We start from the raw sequence: 22362 nt of genomic DNA, 5'->3' as shown, positions 1-22362 counted from the left end.
TTTCACGGCCGCGACCCCTGCGCCCATGCGGTCAGCGATCGCAGTACCGGTCGACCCATGACCGCGTAGTCGGATCGGCCACACTTCAATTTCAATCACTGATTGAAACAGTGATTGAATACATGATTTACTGCCCGTATGACAGAGAACACTCGACGGCTGGCTCGAGCATGAGTAGGCGTGTGGCGGGCAAAGTGGCCCTCATCAGTGGTGGCGCGCGCGGAATGGGCGCCGCGCACGCGCGTGCTCTGGTCGAGCACGGGGCCAGGGTGGTGATCGGCGATCTGCTGGATTCCGAGGGTGAAGCGCTGGCGGCCGAGTTGGGTGCAGCGGCGCGCTTCGTTCACCTCGACGTGACCGACGCCGAGCAGTGGAAACGGGCGGTCGATGTGGCGACGAGTCCAGCTATACGACCGGCGCGGAGCACGTCATCGACGGCGGCCTGATCGTCGGCGCGCCCCACAAGACGTTCGGATGACGCACGCACTACCGATTCGAGGATTTGATTCATGACCAACGCCGTTGACCTCCAGAAGCTCGCCACGCAGGTGACCGCACAGCTGACCGGCCCGGGAGGTCCATTCGAAATAACCGTCGAGCAGGTGCTGGGTGCACCGCAGCCGGTCTTCAAGCACCGCCGAGGATCACTGTTGGAGCTGTTGGAGGCCTCCCGTGACCTGGGCGAACTCGACTACCTCGTGTCCGCGCGCACCCGCTACACCTTCGCCGAGCACCACGCCGCCGCCGGCGCGCTGGCCGGCGCGCTGGCCGAGCGCTACGGCGTCGGCAAGGGCGACCGGATCGGCATCCTGGCCGCCAACACCCCCGAATGGGTGGTCACCTTCTGGGCCGCCCAGAGGTTGGGTGCGATCCCGGTCGGCTACAACGCGTGGTGGGCGCCGCGCGAGATCGAGTACGGCTTAGCGCATTCCACCCCGAAGGTGGTGATCACCGACGCCAAGCGCGCGGCGGTCGTGGCGGAGACCGGCACCGAAATCCCTTTGCTCACCATGGAAGTCGACCTGCCCACGCTGATCGCCGAATTCGCGGGCGGCAATCCGGCCGCCGAGGTGACCGAGGACGATCCGGCGATCATCCTCTACACCTCCGGCACCACCGGCCGCCCCAAGGGCGTGGTGCACACCCAGCGAAACATGGTGGCGGTCGCCGACTACCACCGCTTCACCGACGCGCTGGCCGCCGGCTTCCGCGGCCAGGCCTGGGACGGTTCCCCGGCCCGCCGCCGACATCTGGCGACCATGCCACTGTTCCACATCGCCAGCCTGCATAACATCGCGATCCCGCGCCTCACCACGGGTGACGCGATCATCTTCCCGACCGCGGGCGAGTACGATGCCGAATCGCTGCTGCAGCTGGTCGAGACAGAGCAGGTCACCAACTGGGCGGCCGTACCGACGCTGGCCAGTCGCATTCTTGGCGTGGACATTTCACGCTATGACCTGTCCTCGTTGGCGGCGTTGTCACTCAACTCCGCCCCTTCGTCCCCATCGCTCGTGCAGCGGCTGCGTGAACGCTTCCCCGTCGCATTGCAGGGCCTGACCACCAGCTACGGCTGCACCGAGTCCGGCACCGCCGCGACCGTGGCGACCCCGCCGGAACTGGCCGCCGACAACGAGACCGTGGGCCGCGCGGTGGTCGGCGTCTCGCTGGAGGTCCGGGATCCGGACGGCAAGCCGGTGCCCGACGGCGAGGAAGGCGAGATCTGCATCCGCAGCCCCTACGTCATGCTCGGCTACTGGAACAACGACGACGCCACGAAGGCCGCCATCGACGAGAACCGCTGGCTGCGCACCGGCGATTTCGGAACCCTGCGCGGCGGCAAGCTCTACATCTCCGGCCGCCGTTCGGATCTCATCCTGCGCGGCGGCGAGAACGTCTACCCGCAGGAGATCGAGAACGTCCTCGACGAGCACCCGCTGGTGCGCGAGTCGGCCGTGATCGGCATCCCGCACGAGGATCTCGGCCAGGAGGTGGCCGCCATCGTCGTGGTCGACGATCCGCAGACCCTGACCGAGGACGAGCTGCGCGACCACGTGGCCAGGCAACTGGCCTACTTCAAGGTGCCCGCCCGCTGGCTGGTCACCGCGGATCCGCTGCCGCGCAACGCCACCGGCAAGGTGCTGCGCCGCGACCTCACCCTGGGGAAGTGAATTCCACCCGGGCTCGGTATGTGGCAAGCCCAATACTTCACCGGACCGTCGTGGACTGGATGGTGTCGCAGCTGCCCGTCTACGACCTGCGGGTGGAGCCCGGGAGCCGGGCCGACGAGGAGCGGCCGGACCGGCTGCTGTCGCTGGCCGAATCCGTTGAGCACGAGCTGTCCCGGGAGAACGACGCCGATTGCACGGCCTGCTCAACAGTCGCGGGCCGGACGACTATCTCGAGCAGCCTCTCGCGGACTTCGAGGAGAAGCTGAAATCACTCCAGGATCTGGCGCTGTTCCTCCAGCGAACCGAACCCCAACTGCGGCAGACGCCGTAACCGGCCCCGATCCGAGCTCGAACCCCGCGGGTCGAGTTCAGCGCATCCGGGCTGATCGGCCCGGGAGCGCGCGGGGACGCGCCCGTCGATCCGGCACTGGACGAACCGGAGTGCCGGGCCGCGCCGACCGCGCCGCATTGTCGACTGTGTCGTGGCTCTCTTTGCGGCACATTAACTGCGACATCACAGGTCACGCGCAGGGAGTTGAGCAGATGCATCTCGGAGCCGTCGGCATGCTGGACGAGGATCGGACGGAGGCCGTCCCGCGCCTCCACTTCGATCCCGATTCGCTGCCGCCCCGTGCGAGGCTGACCTGGCCCGGCGCCCCGGCATCCCTGACCGAGCTGATCGAGATCTTCTCGGCCCTGGGCCTGCACGTCACCACCCACGAGGTGAGCGTGGAGGGGCTGTGCACCGAGCATCGATTCACCTTCGGGCCCACGGCCTTCGGGCTGAGCGAGCCGACGGCCGGACTGCTCGCGGAGGCGTTCACCGCCGCCACCGCGGGCACGCTGGAGATCGACGGCTTCACCGGTCTGATCCCCACCGCGGGCCTGGCCTGGCAGGACGCGATCCTGGTGCGGGCCGCCAGCCGGTATCTGCGGCAGGCCGGGCTGCGCATGAGCGAGCCCCGGATCGCCGAAATCCTCACCGCCCATCCGGATTTCGTGCGCGCGTTCGTCGCGCTGTTCCATGCGCGCTTCGATCCCGAACTCCTGGATCGCGCCGCCGCGGTGGCCGATGCCGACGTCGAGGCCAAGCACCGCCTGGAGGCGGCCACCACCCTGCCCGAGGATCAGCTGCTGCGCGGGCTGTACACCTTCTGCACCGCGGTGTTGCGCACCAACTGGTTCCAGCCGGACCGGGCGGTCGCCGCGTTCAAGATCGACCCCGCGCGGTTGTCGCTGTCCACGCCGATCACGCCCTATCGCGAGATCTTCGTGCACTCCACCCGGGTCGAGGGCAGTCATGTGCGCGGCGGCGTGATCGCGCGCGGCGGTCTGCGCTGGTCGGATCGCGTCGACGACTTCCGCACCGAGGTGCTGGGCCTGATGAAGACCCAGACGGTGAAGAACTCGGTGATCGTGCCGATGGGCGCCAAGGGCGCGTTCGTCGTGCGCGGCGGCCGCACCGATCCGGCCTCCGCGGAATTCGCGTACGCGGCCTTCATCGGCGGCCTGCTCGATGTCACCGACAATCTCGTGGACGGCGCCATCACCGCACCCGCGCACACCGTCGCCTACGACGACCCGGATTCGTATCTGGTGGTGGCCGCCGACAAGGGCACCGCCCGCTTCTCGGATCTGGCCAATTCCATTGCGGTGGCCCGCGGTTTCTGGCTCGGCGACGCCTTCGCCTCGGGCGGCTCGACCGGCTACGACCACAAGACGCTGGGCATCACCGCGCGCGGCGCGTGGCGCTCGATTCGGCAGCACTTCGCCGAACTCGGCATCGATCCCGATACCCAGCCCTTCACGGTCACCGGTATCGGCGACATGTCGGGCGACGTCTTCGGCAACGGCATGCTCGAGACCGACCGCATCCGCCTGGTGGCCGCCTTCGACCACCGGCACATCTTCCTGGACCCCGACCCGGATCCGGTGCTCTCGCACCAGGAACGCACCCGGCTGGCCGGATTGGAACGCAGCAGCTGGGCCGACTACGACCCGGCGCTGATCTCCGCGGGCGGCGGCGTGTGGCCGCGCACCGCGAAATCGGTGCCGCTCGCACCGGAGGTGCGCGCACGGCTGGGCGTCACCGCCACCGAACTGCCCGCACCCGAGCTGATCCGGGCCATGCTCGGCGCGGAGGTGGACCTGCTGTTCAACGGCGGCATCGGCACCTACGTGCGGGCCCGGGACGAACAGGACGCCGACGTGGCCGACCCGTCCAACGACGAGGTGCGGATCACCGCGGATCGACTGCGCTGCCGGGTCATCGGCGAGGGCGGCAATCTGGGGCTCACCCAGCAGGCCCGCATCGAATTCGCCGTCGCCGGCGGCAAGGTCAACGCCGACTTCATCGACAACGCCGCCGGCGTGGCCACCTCCGACCGCGAGGTGAACCTCAAGATCGCGCTGAACTCCGCGGTGGCCGCCGGACTGGCGACGGTCGACGAACGCAATCGGCTGCTGGCGGCGGAGGCCGACGCCGTGGCCCGCGCCGTGCTCGCCGACTGCGATCGACAGGCGCTGGCCATCAGCCTCGCCGAGACGCACGCTCCCTTCCTCATCGACCGGCACGGCCGCCTGATCGAGAACCTCGAGCACGCGACCGAACTCGACCGAGCCGCCGAATTCCTGCCCACCCCGGCCGATCTCGCGGCGCGCCGCCGGGCGGGCAAGGGCCTGGTGCGCCCGGAGATCGCGGTGTTGCTGGCCACCGCCAAGAACCTGGTGCGCGAGGAACTACTGGCCTCGGACGCGCCGACCGACCCGGTGGTGACCGGCGCGCTCGCGAGCTACTTCCCCGACCGCATCCGGGACCTGCTGGGCGAGCGGCTGCTGAGCGAGCATCCGGTGGCCCGCGAGATCATCGCGGTGGCCGCGGCCAACCGAGTGATCAACCGGGTCGGCCCCGGCATGATCCACCGGCTCGAGGAGCGGCTGGGCGCGGGCACCCCGCAGATCGTGCTGGCCTGCGCCGTCGTCGACGCCGTCCTGGACGTGGACCGGTGGTGGCGTGAGGCGCTGGCACTGCCGGGCGTCTCCCCGCAGATTCGGATGGGCATCCTGAAAGGCATTCAGGACGCGGTGGAACAGGCCACCGCCTGGCTGCTCACCCATCGCAGCGCGGCCACCTGGTCCGCCGAGATCGACTGCCACGCACCGGTTGTCGCCGAACTGATGACGGTCCTGCCGCGCCCCGGCGGCCATCCCGGGCGGGACCTGGCCAACCTGCGCCTGCTCGCCCAGGCCCTGCCGCTGAGCGCGACCGCCCGCCGGACCGGGCTGCCGGTCGCGCTGGTCAGCCAGACCTACCGCGAGCTCGGCGACTTGATCGGCCTGGACTGGCTGGCCACGACCTTCGCCGCCACCCGCACCTCCGACCACTGGGAGACGCTGGCCGCCGCGGTGCTGGCCGATGAACTCCAAGCCCGTTGGCACGCCCTGGCGGCGGCGGTCCTGTCCTCGGCCTCCCCCGCCGATTCGGCCCGCGACCACATCGCCGCATGGAAGTCCACGCCGTCCGCGCTGCGGCTGGTGGAGTTGGTCGCGCGCCTGCGCCGTTCCGGCACAGTCGATCTCGCCCGCCTCTGCGTCGTCAACGCCGAGCTGGCGACCGCCGCCCTCGGTAACGAATAGTCCCCACACCACCGCGAGCGACGTCGATCGAATCGGGATCGACGGCGCTCGCGGCGTTGCGCGGCCCGGCACGCACGCCCCGGGCACCGCGCCGATCAGCGGCGGGAAACCACAGCCAGCAGCAGTTCGGCGCGGACCAGCGCCTGATCGAGCTTGCAGCCCAGAATCGATTCGATCCTGGCCACGCGACTGCGCAGGGTGTGGCGGTGCACGCCGAGCGCGGTGGCGGCGGTCTCCCACTGGCCGTGGGCCTCGAGGTAGGCGCGCAGCGAGCCGATGAGATCGGTGCCGTGCCGGTCGTCATAGTCGAGCAGCGGCTGCAGCATGGCCTCCGACACCGCGCTCAGCACCCGCTGGGCCTCCGGAAAAGCCAGCAGCGCGTGGCCCGCCAGCGCCGCCAGCTCCAGCGGGCGGGCCCCGGGCGCCGCCGCCGAGGCGGCCAGCTCGGCATTGTCGACAGCCGCGCTGAAGCGGCGCAGCGGATGCGGCGAGCTCAGCCCCGCACGCACGGTGGCACGCACGTCGCCGGGCAGATCGGCCAGGAGTTGTTCGGCGAGCTCGTCGGTGTCGGAGCCGCGGAGCAGGACCGCGGCGTGGTCGCCCATGACGTGCGCGAACAGCTGCCGGTTGAGCAGGCGCAGCCGCGCGTCGATCGCGTCGAGAGCGACCGCCGCGGCCTCGGGCCCGGGGCACCACAGCACGAGGGCGCGGATGCGGCCGGTGCGGTCGGCGGCCGCGGTCAGGTGCTGCCACATACTGTCGGGGTCGCCCGGCTGTTGCAGCAGCATGGCGATGGCTTGAGAGTTCAAGTGGTTCTGGGCCATTCGCAACCGGGCCGGCTTCTCGAAGTCGAGGGCGAGCAGCGAGCTGGCGTGACCGAGCAGCACCTGATCGACCGGACCGAGCGCGGTGGCGGTGACAATTGCCAGGTGCCCGTGCACGGTCTGCCCGGCACTGATGGCCTGCAGCACGATGTACTGCCCCGACGACACCTGGATGACGCCGCTGCCCGCGCTCTCACCGTGCGCGGCGATGAACTCCCCGATCCGGTCGAGGATCTCGGCGGCGGGCGACCGCGGATGCGCCTCGGTCACGACGCTGTCGCCGCCGACCACGAGCACCGTCGCCGACAGCGCCACCGACAGCTCCTTGATGACCGCGCGCACGCCCTGCACGGCCGCCCGTGTCATGCGCGGCTGCGCCCGCGAGGCGCGCAGCACCTTCTCGTACTCCTGCTCGGCGAGCCGCTGCATGACCTTCTTGGTGATGGCCGCGAACGGGGTCGGCAGCGGCACCTCGAACAGCGGCAGCCCGAGCCGGTCGGCGGCCTCGACCAGATCCGCGGGCACCGTCTCGTGCGAGAGCCCGATGCCGAATCCGACGCCCGCCACCCCGGCCGCGCCGAGATCCTCGAGGTACCGCGACCGGTCGGCGCGACTGAGCGGCAAACCCATGCCGGTGGTCAGCACCAGCTCGCCCCCGGACAGCCATTGCTGGGGTTCGGTCAGCTCGGAGGTCAGGACGAGGGTGATGACCCGTCCGAGCCCGCTCGCGCCGCCCTTGAGCACCAGGCCCAGCTCGGGTTGGGACAGGACCCATCGGACAGGTATTCCCGCGTTCACAGCGCTCCCATAGCAATCTGGACGATCTGTCGAAACCGAATTCTGCTCCCACGCCGATCCGGCAGGTGACGCAGGGGTGTGTTGCGCAGCACACTAACTGGCAACCACACAGAACGCACTTTCGAACGAGATCGGGCACACACATGACGACTGAGCTGCTCCGCAACTACATCGATGGCCGGCTGGTGGCCGCCACCACGTCGGAGTCGTTCGAACTGATCAGCCCCGTGGACGAAGCGGTGACCGGCCTCAGCCCGATCTCCGGCCGGGCCGACATCGATGCCGCCGTCGCCGCCGCCACCCGCGCCCTCCCCGCCTGGAAGGCGACCACCCCGAGTCAGCGGCAGGCCGCGCTGCTGAAACTGGCCGACGCCATCGAGGCCAACTCCGACGCGCTCGTCGAGGCGCAGTGCCGCGAGACCGGCCAGCCCAAACATCTGGTCGCCTCCGAGGAGGTCGCCGCCGGCGCCGATCACCTGCGCTTCTTCGCGGGCGCCGCGCGCATGCTGGAGGGCAAGTCGGCCGGCGAGTACATGTCCGGATTCACCTCGTATGTGCGCCGGGAGCCGATCGGCGTGATCGGCCAGGTGACCCCGTGGAACTACCCGCTGATGATGGCCATCTGGAAGATCGGCCCGGCGCTGGCCACCGGGAACACGGTGGTTCTCAAGCCCAGTGATACCACCCCGGGCAGCACCCTGCTGCTGGCCGAGCTGTCGCGCGGCATCCTGCCCGACGGCGTGCTCAATGTGGTGCTGGGCACCGCGAGCACCGGCGCGACCCTGGTGAGCCACCCCGGCCTGGACATGGTGGCGATCACCGGTTCGGTGCGGGCGGGCATCGCGGTGGCCGAGGCCGCCGCCGCGCAGGTCAAGCGCGCGCACCTCGAACTCGGCGGCAACGCGCCGGTGGTGATCTTCGGCGACGCCGATCTGGCGCTGGCCGCCGACCGCATCGGTGACGCGGCCTTCTTCAACGCCGGTCAGGACTGCACCGCCGCCACCCGGGTGCTGGTGCACGAGTCGGTGCACGACGACTTCGTCGAGGCGCTGGTGAAGAAGGCGCGGACGGTGAAGCCGGGCCTGCCCGACGACCCCGAGGCCGCCTACGGCCCGCTCAACAACATCCGGCACTTCGAATCCGTCATCGGCAAGATCGCGGCGCTGCCCCCGCACACCACCGTCGCCACCGGCGGTGAGCGGGTCGGCGAGCGCGGCTTCTACCTCGCCCCGACCGTCATCACCGGTGTGCGCCAGGACGATCCGATCGTCCAGGAGGAGACCTTCGGCCCGGTCATCACCGTGCAGACCTTCGCCGACGAGGCCGCTGCCGTGCAGCTCGCCAACGATGTCGTCTACGGCCTGGCCTCGAGCGTGTGGACCCGCGATCACGGTGTGGTGCAGCGTGTCTCGGCGGCCCTGGACTTCGGCGCGGTGTGGGTCAACTGCCATATCCCGCTGGTGGCGGAGATGCCGCACGGCGGGTTCAAGCGCTCCGGCTACGGCAAGGATCTCTCCGCCTACGGCGTGGAGGACTACACCCGCGTCAAGCACGTGATGAGCGCGCACGACTGAGTTCACCACGCCACCCGACCCGTAACTCCTTTCCGCAGAAAGACTTTCGATGACCGAGATCACCTACCGGCTCCCGCAGCAGCGGGTGCTGACCACCGCTCTACCGGGCCCGCGCTCGCAGGAGCTGGCCGCCCGCCGCAAGGCCGCCGTCGCGGCCGGGGTGGGTTCCACCGCGCCGGTGTACGCGGCCGACGCCGACGGCGGTGTCATCGTCGACGTCGACGGCAATTCGCTGATCGACCTGGCCGCCGGCATCGCGGTGACCAATGTCGGCGCCTCCCACCCCAAGGTGGTCGCGGCGGTGCGGGAACAGGTCGAGCGGTTCACGCACACCTGCTTCATGGTCACCCCGTACGAGGCGTATATCGAGGTGTGCGAGCAGCTCTCGGCGCTCACCCCGGGCGATCACGAGAAGCGCAGCGTCCTGTTCAACTCCGGCGCGGAGGCGGTGGAGAACGCGGTGAAGGTGGCGCGCCTGGCCACCGGCCGGACCGCGGTGGTCGCCTTCGACCACGCCTATCACGGCCGCACCAACCTGACCATGGCGCTGACCGCGAAATCCATGCCCTACAAGTCGCATTTCGGTCCGTTCGCCCCCGAGGTGTACCGGATGCCGATGTCCTACCCGTTCCGCGACGGCGGGCAGGACGGCGTGGCCGCCGCCCGCGAGGCGATCACCCGGATCGAGAAGCAGATCGGCGCGGATTCGGTGGCGGCGATCATCATCGAGCCGATCCAGGGCGAGGGCGGATTCATCGTGCCCGCGGCCGGCTTCCTGCCGACGCTGGTGGAGTGGGCGCGCGCGAACGGCGTGGTGTTCATCGCCGACGAGGTGCAGACCGGTTTCGCGCGCACCGGCGAATGGTTCGCCTGCGATCACGAGGGCGTGGTCCCCGACATCATCACCATGGCCAAGGGTATCGCCGGCGGTATGCCGCTCTCGGCCATCACCGGCCGCGCCGAGCTGCTCGACGCCGTGCACGCGGGCGGCCTGGGCGGCACCTACGGCGGCAACCCGGTCGCTTGCGCGGCGGCACTGGCCGCCATCGAGGCCATCCGGGACCACGATCTGCCCGCCCGAGCCCGCCGGATCGGCGAGACGGCGCTGACGCGCTTCCACGCACTGGCGCAGGAAGTTCCGGCCGTCGGCGACGTGCGCGGCCGCGGCGCCATGCTGGCGCTCGAGTTCGTCCGCCCCGGCACCACCGAACCCGATGCCGCGCTGACCGCCGCCGTCGCCAAGCGCTGCCTGGAGCAGGGTGTGCTCACCCTGACCTGTGGCACCTACGGCAATGTCATTCGACTGCTGCCGCCGCTGGTGATCAGCGACGAACTGCTCGACGAGGCGCTGACGGTGCTGTGCACCGCCATCGCCGATCTCGCGGGCCGATAGGGGGCTGGGACAACAATGGTGGAATACGACAACATCAGCGCCCTCGTCCCCACCGGGATGTGGATCGACGGGGCGTCCGCCCCGGCCGCTGGCGGCCGCACCTTCGCGGTCCACGATCCGGCCGGTGGCGGGGTCCTCACCGAGGTCGCCGACGCGAACGGCGAGGACGCCCTGCGCGCCCTCGACTCGGCCTGCCGCGCTCAATCCGCGTGGGCCGCGACGTCCCCACGGGAACGTTCGATGATCCTGCGCCGCGCCTGGGAGATCCTGCTCGAACACACCGAGGACATCGCGCTGCTGATGACCCTGGAAATGGGCAAGACCCTGGCCGAAGCGCGCGGCGAGGTCGCCTACGGCGGCGAATTCCTGCGCTGGTTCAGCGAGGAGGCCGTGCGCGTCGGCGGCCGGTACACCGAATCCCCCGCCGGGACCGGGCGCATCCTGGTCACCCAGCAGCCGGTCGGCCCCTGCCTGGCGATCACGCCGTGGAACTTCCCGCTGGCCATGGGCGCTCGCAAGATCGCCCCGGCGCTGGCCGCGGGCTGCACCGTCATCGTGAAGCCCGCCGAGGACACCCCGCTGACCATGCTGGCCCTGGCGCGGATCTTCGCCGAGGCCGGTCTGCCCGCGGGCGTGCTGTCGGTGCTGCCGGGCAGCGATGCCGCGGCCATCACCGCGCCGCTGCTGGCGGACCCGCGCCTGCGCAAGGTGACCTTCACCGGTTCGACCCGGGTGGGCAAACTGCTGCTGCGCCAGGCCGCCGACAATGTCCTGCGGACCTCGATGGAGCTGGGCGGCAACGCCCCGTTCATCGTGTTCGAGGACGCCGACCTCGACCAGGCGCTGGCCGGGGCGATGGCGGCGAAGATGCGCAACGGCGGCGAGGCGTGCACCGCGGCCAACCGCATCTACGTGCACAACTCGATTCGCGCGGAGTTCGCCGCACGCCTGGCCGAGCAGATCGGCGCGCTGCGCGTCGGACCCGGTTACGCACCGGGCGTCGACACCGGCCCGCTGATCAACGAACGGCAGCGCAAAACCGTTGCGGCACTGGTCGACGACGCCGTCGCCGGCGGCGCGGTGGTCCGCACCGGCGGTCAGGTCATCGACGGGCCGGGCTGGTTCTTCCAGCCCACCGTGCTCGACGAGGTGCCGCGCACCGCGCGCATGCACCGCGAGGAGATCTTCGGCCCGGTCGCCGCCGTCTACGGCTTCGACACCGAGGACGAGGTCGTGGCCCTGGCCAATGACACCGAATACGGCTTGGCCGCCTACTTCTACACGCAGGATCTGGATCGCGCGCTGCGCGTGTCCGCGGCGCTCGAGGCCGGGATGGTCGGCGTGAACCGCGGCGTCATCTCCGACCCGGCGGCCCCGTTCGGCGGGGTGAAGCAGTCCGGTCTGGGCAGTGAGGGCGGGTCCGAAGGGATCCACGAGTACCTCGACACCAAATACGTCGCGCTGACCCGCTGACGTCATCCCCCGGCACCCCGGCCCCTGCGCCGGATCCGGTGCCAACCCGGTCTCCGGCAATGACGCCGCTGATCGGTTCGCCACCGCGGCGCGGTGCGGTCGAGGGCTCCGGCCTTCGACCGCGCCACACCCCGTACCAGGAGCTTGAATGCTCGTACAGAACACCTCCGAGACGGCAGAGCCCGCTCAGGACCACACCGCTTCCGGCGGTAAGGGATTGGCCACCGACAAGGTCGGCACCCTGGCCGGCGCGGTGCTGAGTATCGCGTCCATCGCCCCCGCCTACACCACCACGGCCAGCGTAGGCCTGATCGTCGCCGCGGTCGGCCTGAAGATGCCCGCCCTGCTGATCGCCGGGTTCGTTCCGATGTTCCTGGCGGCCTTCGCCTATCGCGAGTTCAGCGCCGAGACACCGGACTGCGGAGCCTCCTTCACCTGGTCGGCGCGCGCGCTGGGACCCTACGTCGGCTGGATGGCCGGCTGGGGTTCGGTGATCGCGGTGGTCATCGTGCTCGCCAATATCGCCGCGGTGGGAGCGGAGTTCCTCTATCTGACCATCGGTCGGATGACGCACTCGGAATACATTGCGGCACTGGGTGAGAACAAGCTGATCAATATCGCCACCACGCTGGTCTTCCTGGCCGCGGCCGGATGGGCGGCCAGTCGCGGCATCAGTTCCAGCGAGCGGGTGCAGTACGTGCTCGTCGGATTCCAGCTGGCCGTGCTGCTGCTGTTCGCGGGCATGGCCCTGGCCAAGGCCCTCAGCGGCGATACGCCCTCGGGGCTGAGCTTCAGCCTCGACTGGTTCAACCCGCTGACCGGACTCACCCTGGGCGCCTTCGCGATCGGATTGATCGGCTCGGTGTTCATGTACTGGGGCTGGGACACCGCACTCACCCTGGGCGAGGAGTGCAAGGACCCCCAGCGCACGCCCGGCCGCGCCGGACTGCTGTCGATCCTGACCGTGCTGGGCACCTATCTGCTGCTGGCGGTCGCGCTCATGTGGTACGCCGGGGTCGGCGACACCGGCATCGGCCTGGGCGGGGAGAAGGCCCGCAACAATGTCTTCGGCACGCTCGCCGAACCGGTGATGGGCAGCGCGGGCGAACTGCTGCTGTTCCTGGCCGTCCTGGTCTCCACCATCGCCAGCCTGCAGGCCACCTTCCTGCCCGCCGCGCGCGCCATGCTCGCCATGGGCACGTTCAAGGCGCTGCCCGAGCGGTTCGCGTCGGTGCACCCGGTGTACCAGGTGCCGCGGTTCGGCGCCGCGGTCGCCGCGGTGGTGGCGGGCGGTCTGTACGCGATCACCGCGCTGCTGTCCGAGCACGTGCTGCTGGACACCATCGCCGCCCTCGGCATCATGATCTGCTGGTACTACGGCATCACCGCGTTCGCCTCGGTCTGGTACTTCCGCAAGCGGTGGTTCGCCTCGGCGCGCGACACCGTGTTCAAGCTCGTGTTCCCGCTACTGGGCGGGGCCATGCTACTGGTGGTGTTCGCCATCTCGGTCCGCGAGAGCCTGAAGCCCGAAGTCGGCAGCGGCGCTTCGATTCTCGGCATCGGACTGGTCTTCTACCTCGGCTTCGGGATCCTGGCGCTGGGCGCGGTGCTCATGCTGATCCAGCGCTGGCGTCAGCCGGAGTACTTCCAGGGCAAGACCTTGCCGCGCGCGGTGTCGGGCGATCCGATGCCCGAACCGGTGGCGCCCCATTTCAGCGGGCACTAGCGCGCCGCACACTTTCGACGATCAGGAGTAGTCATGCACGTCATCACTTGTTTCGAACCGCCCGTTTCGCATGCGCGAGTACAGGATCCGGTCCGCCCGCCGCTGCGGGTCGCGCTGGTCCAGCACCACTGGCAGGCCGACGGCGAGGCCATGATCGCCGAGCTGAACGAGGGCATCGGACGCGCCGCCGAGCTGGGCGCCAAGGCGGTCTTCCTGCCCGAGGTCACCTTGAGCAAGTACCCGGCCTTCGTGCGCGGCGGCGAGAATCCGGGCGCCGACGCCGAGGACCTGACCACGGGCCCGACCTTCACCTTCGCGGCCAAGGCGGCCATCGAGCACGGCGTGTTCGTGCACGCGTCGCTGTACGAGCGCGCCGACGAGGGCGACGGGCTCGGCTTCAACACCGCGATCCTGGTGTCCCCCACCGGCGAACTGGTCGGCCGCACCCGCAAGCTGCACATTCCGGTGTCGGCCGGCTACTACGAGGACACCTACTTCCGGGCCGGCCCGGCCACCGACGAGGCGTACCGGCCGCACAGCCACCCCGATCTCGGCGCGGCGCGCATCGGGATGCCGACCTGCTGGGACGAGTGGTTTCCCGAGGTCGCCCGCATGTACTCGCTCGCGGGCGCCGACATCATCGTCTACCCGACCGCCATCGGCTCCGAGCCCACCTTCCCCGACTTCGACACCCAGCCACTGTGGCAGCACGTGATCGTCGGAAACGGCATCACCGCGGGCACTTTCATGGTGGTGCCCAACCGCTACGGCGACGAAGGCGAGATCACCTTCTACGGTTCCTCCTTCATCTCCGACCCGTACGGCCGGGTGCTGGCGCAGGCCCCGCGCGACGAATCCGCGGTGCTGGTGGCCGATCTGGATCTGGATCAGCGCAGCGACTGGCTGACGCTGTTCCCGTTCCTGGACACCCGCCGCCCCGACACCTACGCCCGGCTCACCGCGCCGGTCGACACCGAGCACCCCTTCGGGCGGGCCTGATGACCTGGCGTATGCCCGCCGAACACGGGCCGCACCGCCGCACCTGGATGGCGTTCCCACCCGAGGGTTCGGAGATCACCGCGACCCCCGAGGCGACCGACGAGGCCCGCACCGCCTGGACCGCGGTCGCGCACGCGGTGGCCGAGTTCGAACCGGTGACCATGGTCGTCGATCCGGCCGACGTCGGCACGGCCCGGCGCACCCTGTCCTCGGCGATAGACATCGTGGTCGCGCCGCTCGACGATGCCTGGATGCGCGATATCGGGCCGACCTTCGTGCACGCCGACGACGGCTCGGTGGCGGCCGTGAACTGGGTGTTCAACGGGTGGGGCCAACAGGATTGGGCCGCCTGGGACGACGATCGCGAGATCGGCCGGGCGGTCGCGGCGGCGGCCGGGATCCCGGTCGTCGAGTCGCCGCTGGTGAACGAGGGCGGCGGCATCCAGGTCGACGGCGCGGGCACCGTCATCCTCACCGACACCGTGCAGCTGGACCCGTTCCGCAATCCGGGCCTGTCCAAGGCCGAGGTCGAAGCCGAACTGCGGCGCACCATCGGCATCGACACCGCGATCTGGCTGCCGCGCGGGCTGTGGCGCGATTCGCAGCGCTTCGGCACCCGCGGGCACTCCGACATCGTGGCGGCGCTCCCCGCGCCCGGGGTGGTGCTGGTGCACGATCAGCGCGACGGCGAGCATCCCGACCACGCGCTCAGCCTCGAGCTGATGAAGCAGTTCGCGAACGAGACGACGTCCGCCGGAAAGCCTTTCACGGTGGTCCCGCTGCCCGCGCCGCGCACGCTGCGCGACGCGGAGGGGTTCGTCGACTACAGCTACATCAATCACTACGTCTGCAACGACGCGGTCATCCTGTGCGGGTTCGACGACCCGAACGACGCCGAGGCCGCGGCGGTGCTCGCCGAGGTCTATCCCGGCCGGACCATCGTCACCGTCGACGCGCGGCCGATCTTCGCGCGCGGCGGCGGCATTCACTGCATCACCCAGAACGAACCGCTGCCGATCCCTGCCGGGCGGTAGCTCACGCACGGACACCGGACCGTCACGCCACCCTGGCGAATGAGGGGCGGCCCGGTGCGCCGAATCGGCGCGGGCATGATCGTGACCGCGCCCACATACTGAATTAGCAACCTCCGGGCTATCCGGAGGTCCCCGAATTACCGGTTAAGGAGCTCTCGTGGCTGTCATCACTCGTGACGTCGTGATCGTGGGTGCCGGACCCTCCGGCCTGACCGCTGCGGCGGAATTACGGAAGGCCGGCCTGACGGTGGCCGTCTTGGAGGCCCGCGATCGGGTCGGCGGCCGCACCTGGACCGGCGACGTCGACGGCGCCATGATCGAGATCGGCGGCCAGTGGCTGTCCCCGCACCACACCGCCGCGCTGGCGCTGGTGCGCGAACTCGGGCTGGAGACCTTCTCCCGCTACCGCGACGGCGACTCGGTCTACCTGGCCGCGGACGGCACCCGCCAGCAATTCGTCGGCGACGTCTTCCCCGCGGCCCCCGAGACCGCCGCCGAGATCGACCGGCTGATCACGCTGCTCGACGAGCTGGCGGCCGAGGTCGGCGCCGAGGCCCCGTGGACGCATCCGCAAGCGGCGGAACTGGATTCGGTGCCGTTCAGCATCTGGCTCGAACGCCAGTCCGACAACGAATACGCCCGCGAGACGGTGTCGTTCTACGTCGCCGGCGCCATGCTGACCAAGCCCGCGCACACCTTCTCCACCCTCCAGGCCCTGCACATGGCCGCCGCGCAGGGCTCCTACACCTCGCTGGCCACCGACACCTTCATGCTCGACAAGCGCGTGGTGGGCGGGATGCAGCAGGTGTCGCAGCGCCTGGCCGCTCCCCTCGGGGCCGATCTGCACCTCGGTGCGCCGGTGCGCCGGATCCAGTGGTCCGAGACGGGGGTGACCGCCTTCGCCGACGGCGATCTCGAGGTGCGCGCGAGCCGCCTGGTGCTGGCGGTGCCGCCGAACCTGTACGCCGGTATCAGCTTCGATCCCCCGCTACCGCGCCGCCGCCACCAGATGTACCAGCACATGTCGTTCGGCTTCGTGGTCAAGGTGCACGCGGTGTACGAGACCCCGTTCTGGCGCGCGAAGGGCTTGTCCGGCACCGGCTTCAGCGACACCGACATGGTCTCGGAGGTGTACGACAACACCAACCACGGCATGGACAACGGCGCCATGGTCGGTTTCATCGCCCACGAACAGGCCGACGCCTACTTCGCCATGGGCCCGGCCGAACGCAAGCGGGCCGCGCTCGACTGCCTGGTGCGCTACCTGGGTCCCGAAGCCGCCGAACCGGTCGTCTTCTACGAATCCGATTGGGGCTCCGAGGAATGGACGCGCGGCGCCTACGGCGTCAGCTTCGACCTCGGCGGCATGACCCGCTACGGCCACGATCACCGTGACCCGATCGGGCCCATGCACTTCGCCTGCTCGGACCTGGCCGGCCACGGCTTCCAGCACGTCGACGGCGCGGTCCGGATGGGCAAGGCGGCGGCCGCCGCCATCGTGGCGCAGCACAGTCTGGTCTGACACACCGCGATGGGCGATCGGTCGGACCGCTACACTGGGGCACTGACTGAAATTTCAGTCGAAAGCGTGGCCCGGTGTCGAAGGAGGTAGGGCGCATGGATACATCGGCGTTCGGCCGCTACGACCTGCAATCGCTCATCGGTGAAGGCGGTATGGGACGGGTCTACCGCGCCTACGACACGGAAACCGACCGGGTCGTCGCGGTGAAGGTCCTGCACGAGCGCCTCGCGACGGACCCGGAATACCGGGAGCGGTTCCGTCGCGAGGCCCACTCCACCGCGCGGCTGCGCGAGCCCCACATCGTCCCTATCCACCACTTCGGCGAGATCGACGGCCGCCTGTATCTCGACATGCGGCTGATCGACGGCACCGATCTGCACACACTGCTGTCCCAGCGAGGCGCCATGCCGGCCCGGCTGGCGGTGTCGTTCATCGACCAGGCCGCCGCCGCGCTGGACGCCGCGCACGCCGAAGGCCTGGTGCACCGCGACGTCAAACCGTCCAACCTGCTGATCAACGGCCGGGACTTCGTCTATCTGATCGACTTCGGCATCGCCCACTCCGGAACGGTGGGCCTCACCGGGGTCGGCAACGCGATCGGCACCTTCACCTACATGGCCCCCGAACGGTTCACCACCGGCCATGCCGACGCGCGCTCGGACGTCTACGCGCTGGCGTGCGTCCTGTACGAGTGCCTCACCGGAAACCGCCCCTATCCGGGCGACAGTCTGGAACAGCAGCTGGCCGGGCATCTGAACACCCCGCCGCCGCGGCCCAGTCCGGCCCGGCCCGGCATTCCCGTCGCACTCGACGAGGTGATCGCGCGCGGGCTCGCGAAGAATCCCGACCACCGCTTCCCCACCGCCGGGGCGCTCGCGGCGGCCGCCCGACGGGCGGTCGAGTCCGCTCCCCGCACCGCCTCGCCCATCGAATCCGGCAGCGGCGCACCGCAACCCGCCACCCGGATCCTCCCGCCACCGCCGCGGCTCGGTCCGCCCGCTCCGCCACCCCGGCCGGTCCCGCCGCCAGGGCCACCGCCCCGGCGGCGCCGAGCCGTCGGTGTCATCTCGAGCGTGGCGATCCTGGCGGCGCTGATCGGCGCGATCACCTACTTCCTGCTGCCGCCCGCCGCGGAGGACGAGCCGGACTACCGCACCGGGTACTCGGTCGAGACCACCGTCTACCCCTCCGAAGCCGGCTCCCCCGCCCCGGGCGAATAGGAACTCAGCGGTCCCGCTCCCCGACCCGATGAACGTGGACGGCGTTGGTCGAGCCGACCGCGCCCGGCGGGGGTGCCCGCGACGATGACCACCAGATCGCCTCTGCGATAACGGTTCAGGGCCGGGCAGCGCATCGTCGATCGGGGCGATCATGGCGTCGATGGAACGCACCTCGGCACGATGAAGGTCGCCGTGCCCCAGGTCAGGGCCAGTCGGTTGCGACGGCGAGAATCCCGACCGTGCGGCCGGTCCGCCAGGGGATGCGGGAGCATCGCCCTGGCGGATGTCGGTGCGCTGATCGATGGTTGTGTGCTGCTCAGGGGTTGGTGTCGGCCGGGACCGGTCGACGCCGAGGACGCCATCCCGGCCGCGGGACGCTGTCGAGCAGCGCCCGCGTGTACGGGTGCCGGGGGTCGCGGAGCAGCTCGTCCGTCGGCCCGGCTTCGACGATCCGACCGGTCTGCATGACGATGCAGTGCTCGGTGATCTGGCGGACGACCGCCAGGTCGTGGGTGATGAACACGTAGGAGATCCCGGTGGACTCCCGGATATCGTCGAGCAGGTTGAGGATCTGCGCCTGGATCGAGACATCCAGGGCGGCAACGGCTTCGTCGAGTACCAGCACCCGGGGATCGGCGGCGAGCGCGCGGGCGATGGCGACGCGCTGACGCTGGCCGCCCGACAGGTGCGCGGGCAGCGACGCGAGCAGGCGGGCGTCGAGCGCGACCATGTCGGCGAGTTGCCGCACCCGCTCGGCGGTGGCGGCGTGCCCGGTGTGCAGACGCACCGCCTCGGTGAGCGTCTGGCGGACCGTGCGCTGGGGATCGAGGCTGGTGTACGGGTCCTGGAACACCATCTGCGCCTCCCGGGCCCTCGCCCGGCGCGCACGGGTGGAGCGCGACGGCCGGGATCGGTCGCCGCCGCAGCAGACGATGCTGCCGGCGCTGGGCTGTTCCAGCCCGATGATCATGCGGGCGACGGTCGTCTTGCCCGAGCCCGATTCGCCGACGATGCCGATCGAGGACCCGGCGGCCAGTTCGAAGGACACGTCGGTGACCGCGGCGAAGGCGCCGAAGTTCTTGCACAGTCCGGAGACTCGCAGTGCCGGTTCGTTCATTCGGTGTCTCCTCGCAATCGCGGTCCGAGTTCGTCGGCGCGCAGGCATCGCACGGCGACGCCGGATTCGTGGGTCAATGGCACCGGGCCGGATTCGGTACAGCTGGGCAGGTGGAAGGGACAGCGGGCGGCGAACGCGCAGGTCGGTTCCGCCTCCCACGCCCCGATCGGGCGTCCCGGGATGGCCGCCAGGCGCGTCCGGGGCCGGTCGAGGTCGGGTCGCGCGCCCGCCAGGGCCGCGGTGTAGGGATGGCGCGGATCATGGTGCAGCGCTTCGGATTCCTGCGATTCGACGATCTGGCCCGCGTACATGACGGCGGTGCGGTCGCAGACGGCGGCGGCGAGATCCAGGTCGTGGGTGATGAACAGCAGCGACATCCCGGCGTCGTGGCGCATCTCGTCGAGGATCGCCATCACCTCCGACTGGGTCGTCACGTCGAGGGCGGTGGTGGGCTCGTCGGCGAGGATGAGCTTGGGTTCGCCGAGCAGGGCGGCGGCGATCATGACCCGTTGCAGCATGCCGCCGGACAGGTCGCCCGGGTACTGCCGCATCCGGCGGGCGGTATCGGTGATGCCGACCTCGGAGAGCATGCGCTGCGCGCGCCGGGTCGCCTCGTGCCGGTCGGTCCGGCCGACCGTCCGCAGCTGCTCGGTCAGGAAGTCGCCGATGCGCCGCACCGGGTTGATGTAGGCGCGGGGGTCCTGGAAGACCACCGCCAGGTCGCCGCGCTTGCGGCGCAGGGCGTCACCGCGCAGGGCGAGCAGGTCCTGGCCGTCGAAGCGGATGGTCCCGGTGGTCTCGGCCCGGTCGGGCAGCAGCCGGGCCAGCGTCCGCAGGGTCATGGACTTCCCGGCCCCGGATTCCCCGACCAGCCCGAGCGCTTCGCCGCGCTCGATGGTCAGCGAGATGTCGTGCAGGACTTGGCGTTTGCGGCCGCCGACGTCCAGGGTCAGATTCAGTCCCTCGATCGCGACCAGCGGCGCGTCGGCGCCGGTGGTCGCGGGACCCCGCGACCCGGGGACGGCCTGGGGGGTGGCGGTAGTCATGAGCGTTCCCTGCCCTGCTTGTCGTTGAGGCGTTCACCGAGGATGTTGAAGGAGACGATGACCAGGACCAGCGCGGTGCCCGCGACGAACGATTCGGCGGGAAATCCTTGCAGCACACCGGTTTCTCCCTCGGAGACCATGACGCCCCAGTCGGCCTGCGGCGGCTGGACACCCAGTCCGAGGAAGGAGACCGCCGCGAGATCCAGTGCGGCCCAGCCGAACAGGATCGTGGCCTGCGCGACGAGCAGCGGCGCGATATTGGGGATCAGGTGCCGGATCGCGATGGACCAGGCACCGCTCCCCTGCACCTCGAGCGCCTCGATGTAGGGCAGCGAGCGTTCGCGCAGGGCCGCGCCGCGCACGATCCGGGCCACGTAGGGGGTGTAGGCGACCGCCAGCGCGAGCGCCGCCGACCACTGGCTGGGCCCGAAGACCGCGGCGCCGAGGACCGCGAGCAGCAGTCCCGGGAACGCGAACACGAGATCGGATCCCGAGGAGATGACACTGTCGGTCCAGCCCCGCCGCCACGCCGCGAGCACCGCGAGCGCGGTTCCCGCGATGATCGCGACCGCGGTGACGATGAACGCGCCCAGCATGGACGAGCGCGCCCCGACAAGCAGGCGCGAGAGCAGGTCACGGCCCTGGGAGTCGAAGCCCAGCGGATGCGAGCCGGTGGCGCCGACGAACGCGTGCGACAGGTTGCTCTCGTTCGGCGGGAACGGGGCCAGCAGCGGCCCGAACACGGCGACGATGATCGCCAGCACGATGATCGCCGCGCTCGCGTAACCGATCCAGCCGACACCGTTCAGGCCGGGAACCCGCCACCGGCGGCCGGTCGGGAGGCTGGCATCCGAGGCGGGCACGGGCCCGGAGACGATGGTCATGCCGCCGCCGTTCCGAGACTCACCCGCGGGTCGAGCAGCGCGTAGAGGAAGTCCACGACGCTGTTGACGATCACGAACGCCACCACCATGAGCAGCGAAATGGCTTGGACCACAGCGAAATCCTTGTTCTGTGCGGCCGTGACCAGACTCGATCCCAGCCCGTTGAGGGTGAACGCCTGCTCCACGATCGACACCAGCACGATCAGCGACGCCAGGGCCAGGCCGGTGACGGTGGTGATGGGGATCGCGGCATTGCGCAGAATGTGGCGGCGCAGAATGTGGTGCGCCGGCAGGCCGCGGCTGATGGCGGTCCGGACGTGCTCGCGGGCGGATTCGGTGCGCACCGACGCCCGGGTGATGCGGGCGACCAGTGCCAGCGACGAGCACGCCAGCGCGATCGCCGGCAGCGTGAGATGTCTGATCTGGTCGGCGAATCCGACGCCGTCGCCCAGGGCCGGGAACCAGCGCAGCTTCACGGCGAACAGGCTGATCAGCGCGAGAGCGGCGACGAAGGACGGGAGCGCCGCGAGCACGGTGGTCGTCAACAGCGCCGCGGTGTCCAGGATGCCGGGCTTGAGGGCGCTGAGAATGCCGATGCCGATACCGACCGCCACGATGATGAGCGACGTGTAGGCCACCAGCAGCAACGTGGTCGGCGCGCGTTGCGCGATGAGCGTCGACACGTCCTGCCGGGTACCGATGGAGTAGCCGAAGTCGCCCTGCAGCGCCGAGGTCAGCCAGTACCAATAGCGCACCGGCAGCGGGTCGGCGAGGTGATACCGCTCGGTCAGCACCGCGCGGTACTCCGGGGTGATCTGCCGCCCGCCGGTCAGTACCGCAATGGGATCGCCCGGCGCCAGATACATCGCGGCGTACACGCCGACGCTGGAGATGAACAGGGTCGCGAGCAGCAAGGCGCCGCGTCGCAGGAGGAAGCCGCGCATG

Annotated in this window: 16 protein-coding genes and 2 pseudogenes; 12 read left to right on the top strand and 6 right to left on the bottom strand. The window is 70.2% G+C overall.

Annotated elements, in window-relative coordinates:
- Positions 1-170: 170 nt before the first annotated feature.
- The 4 genes and pseudogenes from ACFRAQ_RS13235 to ACFRAQ_RS13220 form a co-directional block, all read left to right on the top strand.
- Positions 171-395 (top strand): annotated as a pseudogene (locus tag ACFRAQ_RS13235) (SDR family NAD(P)-dependent oxidoreductase); the annotation flags it as partial.
- A gap of 114 nt (positions 396-509) precedes the next feature.
- Positions 510-2171: a class I adenylate-forming enzyme family protein gene (locus ACFRAQ_RS13230; protein ID WP_379098450.1), complete on the top strand. Its 1662-nt coding sequence runs from the start codon at positions 510-512 to the stop codon at positions 2169-2171.
- A 50-nt stretch (positions 2172-2221) separates the two neighbouring features.
- Complete coding sequence (locus tag ACFRAQ_RS13225; RefSeq protein WP_379098448.1) at positions 2222-2437, top strand: hypothetical protein; 216 nt, start codon at positions 2222-2224, stop codon at positions 2435-2437.
- A gap of 277 nt (positions 2438-2714) precedes the next feature.
- On the top strand, positions 2715-5807 hold the full coding sequence (locus ACFRAQ_RS13220; protein ID WP_379098445.1) for an NAD-glutamate dehydrogenase domain-containing protein: 3093 nt from the start codon (positions 2715-2717) through the stop codon (positions 5805-5807).
- A 95-nt stretch (positions 5808-5902) separates the two neighbouring features.
- On the opposite strand, the gene ACFRAQ_RS13215 is transcribed toward ACFRAQ_RS13220, so the two are convergent.
- Positions 5903-7429 (bottom strand): PucR family transcriptional regulator, encoded by a 1527-nt coding sequence (locus ACFRAQ_RS13215; protein ID WP_379098442.1) that lies wholly within the window; start codon positions 7427-7429, stop codon positions 5903-5905.
- 143 nt (positions 7430-7572) lie between these two features.
- Between ACFRAQ_RS13215 and ACFRAQ_RS13210 the strand changes: the two genes are divergently transcribed.
- From ACFRAQ_RS13210 to ACFRAQ_RS13175, 8 genes are all read left to right on the top strand, one after another.
- On the top strand, positions 7573-9003 hold the full coding sequence (locus tag ACFRAQ_RS13210) for an aminobutyraldehyde dehydrogenase (RefSeq protein ID WP_379098438.1): 1431 nt from the start codon (positions 7573-7575) through the stop codon (positions 9001-9003).
- Positions 9004-9052: 49 nt separating this feature from the next.
- Complete coding sequence (gene gabT, locus ACFRAQ_RS13205; RefSeq protein WP_379098435.1) at positions 9053-10396, top strand: 4-aminobutyrate--2-oxoglutarate transaminase; 1344 nt, start codon at positions 9053-9055, stop codon at positions 10394-10396.
- Between the two features lie 15 nt (positions 10397-10411).
- Positions 10412-11869 carry an NAD-dependent succinate-semialdehyde dehydrogenase gene (locus tag ACFRAQ_RS13200; protein ID WP_379098432.1) on the top strand — a complete coding sequence of 486 codons (1458 nt, stop codon included), beginning with the start codon at positions 10412-10414 and terminating at the stop codon, positions 11867-11869.
- A gap of 148 nt (positions 11870-12017) precedes the next feature.
- Positions 12018-13595 carry an APC family permease gene (locus ACFRAQ_RS13195; protein WP_379098429.1) on the top strand — a complete coding sequence of 526 codons (1578 nt, stop codon included), beginning with the start codon at positions 12018-12020 and terminating at the stop codon, positions 13593-13595.
- A 33-nt stretch (positions 13596-13628) separates the two neighbouring features.
- On the top strand, positions 13629-14594 hold the full coding sequence (locus ACFRAQ_RS13190; RefSeq protein WP_379098426.1) for a nitrilase-related carbon-nitrogen hydrolase: 966 nt from the start codon (positions 13629-13631) through the stop codon (positions 14592-14594).
- A complete protein-coding gene (locus ACFRAQ_RS13185) occupies positions 14594-15628 on the top strand; it encodes an agmatine/peptidylarginine deiminase (protein ID WP_379098422.1) in 1035 nt (344 codons plus the stop codon). The genes ACFRAQ_RS13190 and ACFRAQ_RS13185 overlap by 1 nt, the downstream gene beginning before the upstream one ends.
- A gap of 157 nt (positions 15629-15785) precedes the next feature.
- Positions 15786-17150 (top strand): flavin monoamine oxidase family protein, encoded by a 1365-nt coding sequence (locus ACFRAQ_RS13180; protein ID WP_379098419.1) that lies wholly within the window; start codon positions 15786-15788, stop codon positions 17148-17150.
- Positions 17151-17245: 95 nt separating this feature from the next.
- Positions 17246-18370 carry a serine/threonine-protein kinase gene (locus ACFRAQ_RS13175; protein WP_379098416.1) on the top strand — a complete coding sequence of 375 codons (1125 nt, stop codon included), beginning with the start codon at positions 17246-17248 and terminating at the stop codon, positions 18368-18370.
- Positions 18371-18374: 4 nt separating this feature from the next.
- Here ACFRAQ_RS13175 and ACFRAQ_RS13170 read toward each other — a convergent pair.
- The 5 genes and pseudogenes from ACFRAQ_RS13170 to ACFRAQ_RS13150 form a co-directional block, all read right to left on the bottom strand.
- Positions 18375-18591, bottom strand: a pseudogene (locus ACFRAQ_RS13170) (pyruvate kinase alpha/beta domain-containing protein); the annotation flags it as partial.
- A gap of 95 nt (positions 18592-18686) precedes the next feature.
- Positions 18687-19487: an ABC transporter ATP-binding protein gene (locus tag ACFRAQ_RS13165; protein WP_379098413.1), complete on the bottom strand. Its 801-nt coding sequence runs from the start codon at positions 19485-19487 to the stop codon at positions 18687-18689.
- On the bottom strand, positions 19484-20533 hold the full coding sequence (locus tag ACFRAQ_RS13160; RefSeq protein WP_379098410.1) for an ABC transporter ATP-binding protein: 1050 nt from the start codon (positions 20531-20533) through the stop codon (positions 19484-19486). The genes ACFRAQ_RS13165 and ACFRAQ_RS13160 overlap by 4 nt, the downstream gene beginning before the upstream one ends.
- Entirely contained in the window at positions 20530-21417 is an 888-nt protein-coding gene (locus ACFRAQ_RS13155) for an ABC transporter permease (protein WP_379098408.1), read from the bottom strand. Before ACFRAQ_RS13155 ends, ACFRAQ_RS13160 begins: the two co-directional genes overlap by 4 nt.
- Entirely contained in the window at positions 21414-22361 is a 948-nt protein-coding gene (locus ACFRAQ_RS13150) for an ABC transporter permease (RefSeq protein WP_379098405.1), read from the bottom strand. Before ACFRAQ_RS13150 ends, ACFRAQ_RS13155 begins: the two co-directional genes overlap by 4 nt.
- Position 22362: the final 1 nt, after the last annotated feature.

Origin of the sequence: Nocardia sp. NPDC056611, from assembly GCF_042792755.1 — a bacterium.
Lineage (GTDB): Bacteria > Actinomycetota > Actinomycetes > Mycobacteriales > Mycobacteriaceae > Nocardia.
Note: the sequence above shows the minus strand (reverse complement) of the source record. Positions and strands in the feature narration are given on the sequence as shown.

What these genes read in the sequence shown, in the direction of transcription:
- ACFRAQ_RS13230 (WP_379098450.1), top strand. Translation starts at nt 510, where the DNA reads ATGACCAACGCCGTTGACCTCCAGAAGCTCGCCACGCAGGTGACCGCA.
- ACFRAQ_RS13165 (WP_379098413.1), bottom strand. Translation starts at nt 19,487, where the DNA reads ATGAACGAACCGGCACTGCGAGTCTCCGGACTGTGCAAGAACTTCGGC.
- ACFRAQ_RS13160 (WP_379098410.1), bottom strand. Translation starts at nt 20,533, where the DNA reads ATGACTACCGCCACCCCCCAGGCCGTCCCCGGGTCGCGGGGTCCCGCG.
- ACFRAQ_RS13200 (WP_379098432.1), top strand. Translation starts at nt 10,412, where the DNA reads ATGGTGGAATACGACAACATCAGCGCCCTCGTCCCCACCGGGATGTGG.
- ACFRAQ_RS13155 (WP_379098408.1), bottom strand. Translation starts at nt 21,417, where the DNA reads ATGACCATCGTCTCCGGGCCCGTGCCCGCCTCGGATGCCAGCCTCCCG.
- ACFRAQ_RS13175 (WP_379098416.1), top strand. Translation starts at nt 17,246, where the DNA reads ATGGATACATCGGCGTTCGGCCGCTACGACCTGCAATCGCTCATCGGT.
- ACFRAQ_RS13150 (WP_379098405.1), bottom strand. Translation starts at nt 22,361, where the DNA reads ATGCGCGGCTTCCTCCTGCGACGCGGCGCCTTGCTGCTCGCGACCCTG.
- ACFRAQ_RS13190 (WP_379098426.1), top strand. Translation starts at nt 13,629, where the DNA reads ATGCACGTCATCACTTGTTTCGAACCGCCCGTTTCGCATGCGCGAGTA.
- ACFRAQ_RS13195 (WP_379098429.1), top strand. Translation starts at nt 12,018, where the DNA reads ATGCTCGTACAGAACACCTCCGAGACGGCAGAGCCCGCTCAGGACCAC.
- gabT (WP_379098435.1), top strand. Translation starts at nt 9,053, where the DNA reads ATGACCGAGATCACCTACCGGCTCCCGCAGCAGCGGGTGCTGACCACC.
- ACFRAQ_RS13210 (WP_379098438.1), top strand. Translation starts at nt 7,573, where the DNA reads ATGACGACTGAGCTGCTCCGCAACTACATCGATGGCCGGCTGGTGGCC.
- ACFRAQ_RS13220 (WP_379098445.1), top strand. Translation starts at nt 2,715, where the DNA reads ATGCATCTCGGAGCCGTCGGCATGCTGGACGAGGATCGGACGGAGGCC.
- ACFRAQ_RS13185 (WP_379098422.1), top strand. Translation starts at nt 14,594, where the DNA reads ATGACCTGGCGTATGCCCGCCGAACACGGGCCGCACCGCCGCACCTGG.